Consider the following 9,058-nt stretch of genomic DNA (forward strand, 5'->3'; position numbering starts at 1 on the left):
GGAACAAAAAAGTGAAAAAGTATTTGCACATATTGGCGATTTTGGGGGCAGCCCTGAGCCTGACTGCGTGTGGCAATTTAAAAAATTCCAACTTGGCGAACAACGCTAAAACCTCGTCCAATTCGACCACTAAAACCTACCAGACGACCGATACGGGCACTAACGGCTACACGGTGCTCCTAAAAAACGGCCGCTACGTCACCAGTCCGATTGCGGGCCTGACCGCGACCAATAACAATAACTCGGTCGACACGCGGGAATTGGAACGGGGGCTCGTGCAGATTTCGAAGGGCGTGTACTCGACCAATTCCTACGTTTTTCAGGAGGGACAGTACATCACGACCAGCGTTGCCAACGATTGGTTGGCGCGCAAGTCCAAGGCGAACCCGGCCGGGCTCAACCCGCCAGCGGGCAAGAAGAAGGACTACCGTCCTTACTACCTGGAAGAGATTGTCGAGCAGGATTATTTGAGCGGTTCCGGTTCATCCTACCACGTCGGCGGAATGAGCATCGGCCTTGCCCTCAACTCGATTGACTACTACCAAAAGACCAAGGACGGCCCCGAATATCAGAGAACGATTACGCGCACGCAGCAACAAAAATACGGCCAGGCCGTGGCCCAGCAGGTGGTGGCGCGCCTGCGCAAGAAGAAGGCGCTCAAAAACGTGCCGATCACGGTGGGGCTGTTTGCCAAGGAAAGCCGCGACGCGCTGGTTTCCGGAACTTACTTTTTGAGCGGGACAGCGGCTGCTAATAGTAGTAAAATAACTAAATGGAAAACTATTGCCACCCAGGCCCAGGTGCTGCCAACGATTGGCAATAAGAAGGCAATCAACAGCAACGACGCGTCGAGCTTCAATAGTTTTAAAGAATCGATTCAGAATTATTTTCCTAATATTAGCGGGGTGACCGCGAGCCTGCGCTACGAAAACGGCAAGTTGGCCCAGGAAAACATTGCGATCACGACCCAGTTTTACGGGTACGAGCAGGTGCAGAGTTTTACCAGGCTGGTCCTTTCGACGGCGAAGAAATATTTGGCAAATGATGTGCCGATTGAAATAAAGATTGGTTCCGTTAACGACATCCAGGCCCTGGTTGCCAAGGAAACGGGCGACAGTAGTTATCAAGTCCATATTTATGGCGGTGAATAAGGAGGTATTTTTGTGGAAATCACAGAAGACACAATCAAGCACGTTGCGGTTTTATCGCGGCTTGCAATCAATGAAGAAGACATCGGGCAGGTGACCGCGCAAATGGCGTCCATCATCAACATGGCCGACCAGTTGTCCGAGGTTGACACCGCGGGCGTCGAGGAGACCGTCCAGGTGGTTGACCGCGACACGGTTTTCCGGGAAGACAAGCCGGAACACTGGCAGGACCGGACCGAATTAATGAAGAATGTCCCTGAGCAAGCGAACGGGTTCATCAAGGTTCCTGTGATTATTAACAAAGACGAGGACGAGTAATGAACTATTTAAATGAAGATATTGACTCATTAAATAAAAAATTGGCCCAGGGCGACTTGTCCGCCGACCAACTGGCCCAGGATACGGTTGCAAACATCAAGGAGACCGATGACAAGCTGAACGCCTGGATCACGGTGCAGGAAGACGCCAAGCCGGCGGCAGACCTGGACTTTGGTCAAAACAAGCTGGCCGGGATTCCGATTGCAATCAAGGACAACATTATTACCAAGGGCGTGAAGACGACCGCGGCCAGCCACATCCTGGACAACTACATGCCGGTGTATGACGCAACGGTTGTCGCGCGCTTGAAGAAGGCCCAGGCTACCTTTGTGGGCAAGACCAACCTGGATGAGTTTGCGATGGGGTCATCAACCGAGCACTCCTACTTTGGCATCACCCACAACCCTTGGAACCTGGACAAGGTGCCCGGTGGCTCCTCCGGTGGTTCCGCCGTTGCGGTTGCCTCCGGTCAGGTGGTAGCGGCCCTGGGATCTGACACCGGTGGTTCAATCCGCCAGCCTGCCGCCTTCAACGGCATCTTTGGCATCAAGCCGACCTACGGCCGCGTTTCCCGCTGGGGACTGATTGCCTTTGCCTCATCGCTTGATGAGATTGGCGTTATGAGCAAGCGGGCCAAGGATTCCGCCCAGGTTTTGAACGTGATTGCCGGCCACGACGGTCACGACTCTACCCTGTCAACGCGGGACGTGCCCGACTTCACCCGGTTTATCGGCCAGGACGTCAAGGGCCTGCGCGTTGCCGTGGTCAAGGAATACATGGACGCCGTTGACGGCGACATGCACGATGTGATTCAAAAGCAGATCGACGTCTTGAAGGACGCCGGTGCCGTAATCACGGAAGTTTCCCTGCCGCTGACCAAGTACGTCGTGCCGGACTACTATATCATTGCTTCAAGTGAGGCTTCCTCCAACCTGCAGCGGTTTGACGGCATTCGCTACGGCTACCGGTCAAAGGACGCCAAGAACCTGCTCGACGTCTACGTGAAGTCACGCTCCGAGGGCTTTGGCGAGGAGGTCAAGCGCCGGATTATGCTCGGTTCCTTCGCCCTGTCGGCCGGCTCCTACGACCGCTTCTTCAGGCAGGCGTCCAAGGTGCGGACGCTGATCTGTCAGGACTTCGACCGCATCTTTAAGGACCACGACGTCATCGTCGGGCCAACGACCACGACGCCGGCCTTTGATATCGGCAGTGAGATTTCCGACCCGATCAAGATGTACAACAACGACATCCTGACGATTTCGGCCAACCTGGCGGGAATTCCGGCGGCCAGCGTGCCGGCCGGCCTGGTTGACGGCATGCCCGTCGGCCTGCAGGTCATGGCCAAGCGCTTTGACGAGGGCAGCATCTTCAAGGTGGCCGACTTTATCGAACGCGCCAACAAGTTTTACGAACAGACACCAGCTGGAATGGAGGATTAAGTGATGAATTTTAAATCAACGATTGGATTCGAGGTTCACTTCGAATTAAAAACTAAGAGTAAGATTTTCTCACCTTCACCAGTAAGCTATGGTGCCAAGCCAAACACGGAAACCAACGTGATCGACTGGGCGATGCCCGGCGTTCTGCCGTACGTGAACAAGGATGTTTACCGCCTCGGCATCATGGTGGCGCTTGCCACCCACGCCCACATTTTGCCCACGACCCACTTTGACCGGAAGAACTACTACTACCCGGACAGCCCAAAGGCTTACCAGATTACGCAGTTCTTCCAACCGCTGGCCCGCGACGGCTACGTGGAGATTGAGGTGCACGGCAAGAAGAAGCGCATCGGCATCCACGAAATGCACATCGAGGAGGATGCCGGCAAGAACACCCACGGTACCAACGGCTTTTCCTACGTTGACCTGAACCGGCAGGGCGTGCCGCTGCTCGAGGTCGTTTCCGAACCCGAGATTTCCGACCCGGACGAGGGTTACGCCTACCTGGAAAAACTGCGCAAGATCGTGCAGTTCACCGGTGCTTCCGACGTTAAGATGGAAGAGGGTTCGATGCGGGTCGACACCAACATCTCCATCCGTCCGGCAGGGCAAAAGGAACTGGGGACCAAGGTTGAGATGAAGAACCTGAACTCCTTTGAGCACGTGCGCAAGTCGCTAGCCTACGAGCAAAAGCGGCAGGAGCAAGTGCTATTGTCCGGCGGCCGCGTCCAATTATCCACCCGGCGCTTTGATGATGCGACGGGCAAGACGGTTCTGGAGCGGGTCAAGGAAGGCGACGCCGACTACCGCTACTTCCCAGAGCCCGATTTGGCGCCCGACCACATCAGCCAAGACTGGATCGATGAGATCAAGGCCACATTGCCGCGGACGGCGGAAGACCGCTACAAGCAGTATACCGGCGAGTTTGGCCTCAAGGACTACGACGCCGAGGTTCTGCTGCAGACCAAGGAAAGTTCCGACTTCTACGACGAGACGGTGGCCGCGGGTGCGGACCCGCAGCTGGCGGCTAACTGGATGAACACGCAGGTTAATGGTTACCTCAACGACAACCGCGTCGACCTGGCCGACATTAAGCTTACGCCTGAGCACCTGGCCGCAATGATCAAGCTGATCAAGGACGGCACAATTTCGTCCAAGATTGCCAAGAAGGTCTTTGCCGAAACGATTAAGAACGGCACCGACCCGAAGCGGTTCGTCGAAGACCAGGGCATGGTTCAGCTTTCTGATACCGCGGTTCTGGAGCCGATGGTCAAGGAAGTTGTTGATAATAACCCGCAGTCGGTTGAAGACTTCAAGAACGGCAAGGACCGGGCAATTGGCTACCTGGTTGGTCAGATCATGAAGAAGACTCGCGGCAAGGCCAACCCTAAGGTGATCAACCAACTCTTGAACAAGGAACTGCAGAAGCGGTAAGTAAGTTTTTATAGTAATTGAGTAAAGGGTAGTAATTATGACTAAAAAAGCACGATTGATCTATAATCCTGTGTCCGGTCACGAACAGATGCCTAAAAATGTTGCCGATATCCTGGATGTTTTGGAGCAGGCGGGCTACGAGGCGAGTGCCTTCAGAACCACGCCGGAGGCGCAGAGCGCGCAGAAAGAGGCCACCCGCGCGGCTAGTGAGGGCTTTGACCTGATTGTTGCCGCCGGTGGCGATGGCACGATCAACGAGGTGGTCAACGGTATTGCTTTTTTAGAAAAGCGGCCGCAGATGGCCATTATTCCGGCGGGCACGACCAACGACTACGCGCGTGCTTTGCACATTCCGCGCAATGATATCGCAGACGCGATTAAGGTGGTTCTGAAGAACAAGACGCGCAAGATGGACATCGGCCAGGCCACCTTCAGCAATGAGACGCAGTACTTCGTCAACATCGCGGCCTGCGGCTCGCTCACCGAACTGACCTACGGTGTTCCGTCCGAGGTCAAGTCGGCCCTGGGCTACACCGCCTACCTGATCAAGGGTGCAGAGATGCTGCCGCACTTGACCGAGAACGAACTGCGGCTGACCTACGATGACGGCGTCTACGAGGGCAAGCTGTCGATGCTGCTGCTCGGCATGACCAATTCGATTGGCGGCTTCGAGCAGATCATGCCCGACGCCGAACTGAGCGATGGCCTCTTTCAGCTGATTATCGTGAAGCCCGCCGACCCGGTCAAGCTGCTCAAGCTGATGGCACTGGCCATGAACGGCAAGCACGTTGATGATCCGGAAGTCATCTACACCAAGACGCGCAGCCTGCAGATCGAGCTGCTTGGCAAGAGCATTGGTCAAAAGCTGCCGGTCAACCTGGACGGCGAGATTGGCGACTACTGCCCGGTTACCTTTAAAAACTTGCAGCAGCGCATTGAATTCTACGTTGGCGAATAGCCGACAAACGAAAAAACTGTTATTCCTCAAGGAATAACAGCTTTTTTATGTTGGATAATTTTTTTATTAGTGACTAGTTGCGGCTGCTGTTGCCACCGAAGATCTCCAGCAGGAACAAGAAGATGTTGGCAAAGTCCAGGTAGAGCTGCAGCGCGCCGACAACGGCGAGGCCGCTGGACGACACTTGCGCACCATAATTGTTGTAGATGACCTTCATCTTGTTGGCATCAGAGGCGATCAGGCCGGTGAAAATAATCACGCCGATGAAGGAGAAGATGTAGGTGACGGCCGGGCTGCGCAGGAACATGTTGACCACCCAGGCCACCAAAAAGCCAATCAGTGCGGCACTCAGGTAGGAGTTCCAGTTGGACAAATCCCGCTTGGTAAAGGTGCCAAACGCGGCCATCGCGATGAAGACCGCTGAGGCCGAGATAAACGCAGAAGTGATCTGCGAGCCGGTGTAAAAGCCGGCAATCAGCGCAAATTCGAAGCCATAGATCGCGGCCAGAAAACCGAGCATAATCAGGCTGGCCACCGGGTTGCGGTTGGCCTTGGCGCTGATGCCCCAGGACAGGCCAAAGGGCACGAAGAGCAGCAGCCACATGATGCTGACCGGCATGCCCATCACGGCGCTGCGGAAGGTCGTCATGGTCAAGTAGGCCACAAGTGCCGAAATCAGCACGGAAGCGCCCATCAGCGCGTACATTTTGGTCAAAAAACCATTGGTTTCGGAAATGGAGCGGACTTGGCGCCTGCCAGGATTAGTATCAAAATTATTCATAGAGTACGTCCTTTCTTTTTGATGTTTGTACCTAAATTAACATATTAAGAGTGCATAGTGAAGGGAAACGAATCACCTTAAGGCAATATTTAGGGTGGCGCGGGTAATTACTTTTGCCGCGATTTCTAGTAGAATAGGTATGTTAACTAGTGTTTGTAAAAAAGGACAGATTATGGAAAAGAACCAAATTATCGAATTAGAAATTACCGACTTGTCATACGAAGCGATGGGCGTGGCCCACTACGAGGGGATGACGGTCTTCGTCACCAGCGCACTGCCGGGCGAGACGGTCAGCGCCAAGATCCTGAAGGTGAAGAAGCACTTCGCCTTCGCCAAGATTGAAAAAATCATCAAGGAAAGCCCGGACCGCGTCAATATCAAGCTCAACGAGTGGGTGCAGACGGGCCTGGCGTCGCTGGCCCACATCAAGTACGACAGGCAGCTCGAGTTCAAGCGCACGCAGGTGGTCAATTTACTTAAAAAGGCACACATGGACAACGTGGAGGTCGGCGAAACGCTGGCGAGCCCGGAGCAGACCGGTTACCGCAACAAGGCCCAGGTGCCGGTGCGCGAGGTGGACGGCCAGCTCGACATCGGCTTCTTCCGCCGGCACTCGCATGACCTGGTGCCCCTGACCAACTTCTTCACGACCGACCCCGAGATCGACCGCGTCCTGGTCGCCGTGCGCGACATCCTGCGTGCAAACCACGTGCCGGCCTACGACGAGATTCACAACAAGGGCGAGGTCCGCTACCTGGACGTGCGCCGCTCGAAGTCCACGGGCGAGATCATGGTGATCCTGGTCTGCCTGCACAAGGACTTCCGTCAGCTGCCTAAGGTGGCCGAGGACATCAAGGCAATTGCGGGTGTGACCAGCCTGGTCCTGAACTACAACCCGAAACGAACCAACGTTATCCTGGGCAAGGTTGACTACCTGATCTTCGGTAAGCCGCAGATCACCGACCAGATCGGCGACGTCAAGTTCCGCATTTCGCCGGAAAGCTTCTTCCAGATCAACTCGCTGCAGACGCCGCGCCTGTATGATTTGGCCATTAAGCAGGCCGACCTTGAACCCACCGACACCGTGATCGACGCCTATTCGGGCATCGGCACCATCGGGTTGTCCGTTGCCAAGCACGTCGAAGCCGTGCGCGGCATCGAGAGCGTGCGCGATGCGGTCAAGGACGCCAACAACAACGCCGAACTGAACGACATTCACAACGCCCGGTACGTTGCCGGCAAAGCCGAGGAGGTTATGCCAAAGTGGGCCGCCAAGGGGATGAAGGCCGACGTGATCTTCATTGATCCACCAAGGAAGGGCCTGACGCCCGAGTTCATCGAGGCCGCCGTCAAGACCAACCCGAAGAAGATCGTCTACGTCTCCTGCAACCCAGCTACGCTCGTGCGCGACCTGCAGACCTTCAAGGACAACGGCTACACCTTCAGCCGCATTGACCCCGTCGACATGTTCCCGCAGACCCCGCACGTGGAAGCCGTGACGGTGCTGGAGAAGAGGTAAAGCTGAATAATTAAAAGTCGTCATTTTAGAGCTATGGATTATGGCTCTAAGATGGCGATTTTTGTATTAATATTGAGTCACTTTTGTGTAGGCGCTATAATTAAAATGTGGAATTATAAACAATTTATTAATGCGAGGTAAATAAATGCTTAAATACACTAGTGGTAATAAATGGTTAAGATGGGATTTACACTTACACGATCCTAGTTCTGTTTTAAATAATCAGTATGGGGATAAAAATAAAGAAGATGTATGGGAAAAATTTATTGCTAATATAGAAAAATCAGATATTGATGTATTAGGAATAACAAATTATTATTCGATATCTGGCTATAAAAAAGTTATGGAATACAAAAACAAAGGACGCTTAAAAAATATAAAAGCGATTTTTCCTAATGTAGAAGTAAGACTATCGGTTGGAGCCGACGAAAATAGATTTATAAATTATCATATTATTTTTGATCCTGAAGTTGCCGATTACATCGAGCCTTTATTTTTAAGTAAACTATCATTTCAATGTGGAAATAATAGGTATAATTGTACAAAAAATGAGATGATTCAATTAGGTAAGGGATTTGAAGAAAAAAGTGATGAAGAAGCATATAGAAAGGGAATAACTCTATTCAAAGCAAACGTTGAAGAAATTGATAGTACATTGCGGAACAATCAAAAATTCAATGGTAAATATTTTAGAATAGTCGCCGGAGATAATAGTGATGGTGTAAACACTTTGGTGAAAGACAGTCAAGGATGGGGAGTGAGGAAAGATATACTTTTTAAAAGCGATGCATTATTTACAACAAGTCAAAGAACAATAGATTACTTTAGAGGTAATGGTAACTCAAAAGAAAGGGAATATTTATTTAAATATTTAGGTGGACCAAGACCATGTTTTCAGGGCTCCGATGCTCATGGCTTTAACGGAGAATTTAATAAAAAATGGACATGGATAAAAGCAGAACCTTCTTTTAATGGTCTATTGCAAACAAAGTTTGAACCAGAAAGAAGAGTTGAAGAGTCTAGGTATTTATCCAAGATTCCACTTAAAATAAGTGGAAATCAATGGATTAGGTCAATAAGGATAGATGATTTTGACACTGCTGATAATTCAGGTAAAAAAACATTTCAAAAAAATATTGACTTTAATCCTGGTTTAAACGTAATAATTGGGGGGAAGTCTTCAGGAAAATCAATTCTTCTGTATGAAATAGCTAGGACAGCTGGAAAAACAAATTTTAAAAAGATTAATAGTGTAGGTGAATATAGCTTAACAGACTATAGTGGTTTGAATATTAAAACTAATTTGTTTTTAGGAGATCAGACAGAATTAAAGGATGAGTTTCGTGTAAACTATTTTCCGCAATTATTTATTAATAGTATTAGTGAAAATTATAGAAATTCAGAGTTACAGAATATTATAAGAAATAGTCTAAATAATAATGACAATATTTCGTATAGTAT

8 protein-coding genes are annotated in these 9,058 nt (G+C 51.2%); 7 read left to right on the forward strand and 1 reads right to left on the reverse strand.

The window, feature by feature from the left end; all coding sequences use genetic code 11:
- Nucleotides 1-11 precede the first annotated feature (11 nt).
- Genes AC2JF6_RS05125 through AC2JF6_RS05145 form a run of 5 tightly spaced genes read left to right on the forward strand, consistent with a single transcriptional unit; the run spans nt 12 to nt 5,297 of the window.
- On the forward strand, nt 12-1,151 hold the full coding sequence (locus tag AC2JF6_RS05125) for a CamS family sex pheromone protein (RefSeq protein WP_500729692.1): 1,140 nt from the start codon (nt 12-14) through the stop codon (nt 1,149-1,151).
- Between the two features lie 12 nt (nt 1,152-1,163).
- The gene (gene gatC / locus AC2JF6_RS05130; RefSeq protein WP_500729693.1) at nt 1,164-1,466 is read left to right on the forward strand and encodes an Asp-tRNA(Asn)/Glu-tRNA(Gln) amidotransferase subunit GatC; all 303 of its coding nucleotides are present in this window, start codon (nt 1,164-1,166) and stop codon (nt 1,464-1,466) included.
- Nucleotides 1,466-2,905: an Asp-tRNA(Asn)/Glu-tRNA(Gln) amidotransferase subunit GatA gene (gatA, locus tag AC2JF6_RS05135; protein WP_500729694.1), complete on the forward strand. Its 1,440-nt coding sequence runs from the start codon at nt 1,466-1,468 to the stop codon at nt 2,903-2,905. Before gatC ends, gatA begins: the two co-directional genes overlap by 1 nt.
- A gap of 3 nt (nt 2,906-2,908) precedes the next feature.
- The gene (gene gatB / locus AC2JF6_RS05140; protein WP_500729695.1) at nt 2,909-4,339 is read left to right on the forward strand and encodes an Asp-tRNA(Asn)/Glu-tRNA(Gln) amidotransferase subunit GatB; all 1,431 of its coding nucleotides are present in this window, start codon (nt 2,909-2,911) and stop codon (nt 4,337-4,339) included.
- Nucleotides 4,340-4,376: 37 nt separating this feature from the next.
- Complete coding sequence (locus AC2JF6_RS05145; protein WP_500729696.1) at nt 4,377-5,297, forward strand: diacylglycerol kinase family lipid kinase; 921 nt, start codon at nt 4,377-4,379, stop codon at nt 5,295-5,297.
- 73 nt (nt 5,298-5,370) lie between these two features.
- Here the strand turns inward: AC2JF6_RS05145 and AC2JF6_RS05150 are convergent, their stop codons facing one another.
- The gene (locus tag AC2JF6_RS05150; protein ID WP_500729697.1) at nt 5,371-6,078 is read right to left on the reverse strand and encodes a Bax inhibitor-1/YccA family protein; all 708 of its coding nucleotides are present in this window, start codon (nt 6,076-6,078) and stop codon (nt 5,371-5,373) included.
- 172 nt (nt 6,079-6,250) lie between these two features.
- Here AC2JF6_RS05150 and rlmD point away from each other — a divergent pair, with 172 nt between their 5' ends.
- Nucleotides 6,251-7,597 carry a 23S rRNA (uracil(1939)-C(5))-methyltransferase RlmD gene (rlmD, locus tag AC2JF6_RS05155; protein WP_500729698.1) on the forward strand — a complete coding sequence of 449 codons (1,347 nt, stop codon included), beginning with the start codon at nt 6,251-6,253 and terminating at the stop codon, nt 7,595-7,597.
- Between the two features lie 145 nt (nt 7,598-7,742).
- A partial coding sequence (locus AC2JF6_RS05160; protein ID WP_500729699.1) for a hypothetical protein occupies nt 7,743-9,058 on the forward strand: 1,316 nt, incomplete at its 3' end.

The organism is Lactobacillus sp. XV13L (assembly GCF_059900875.1).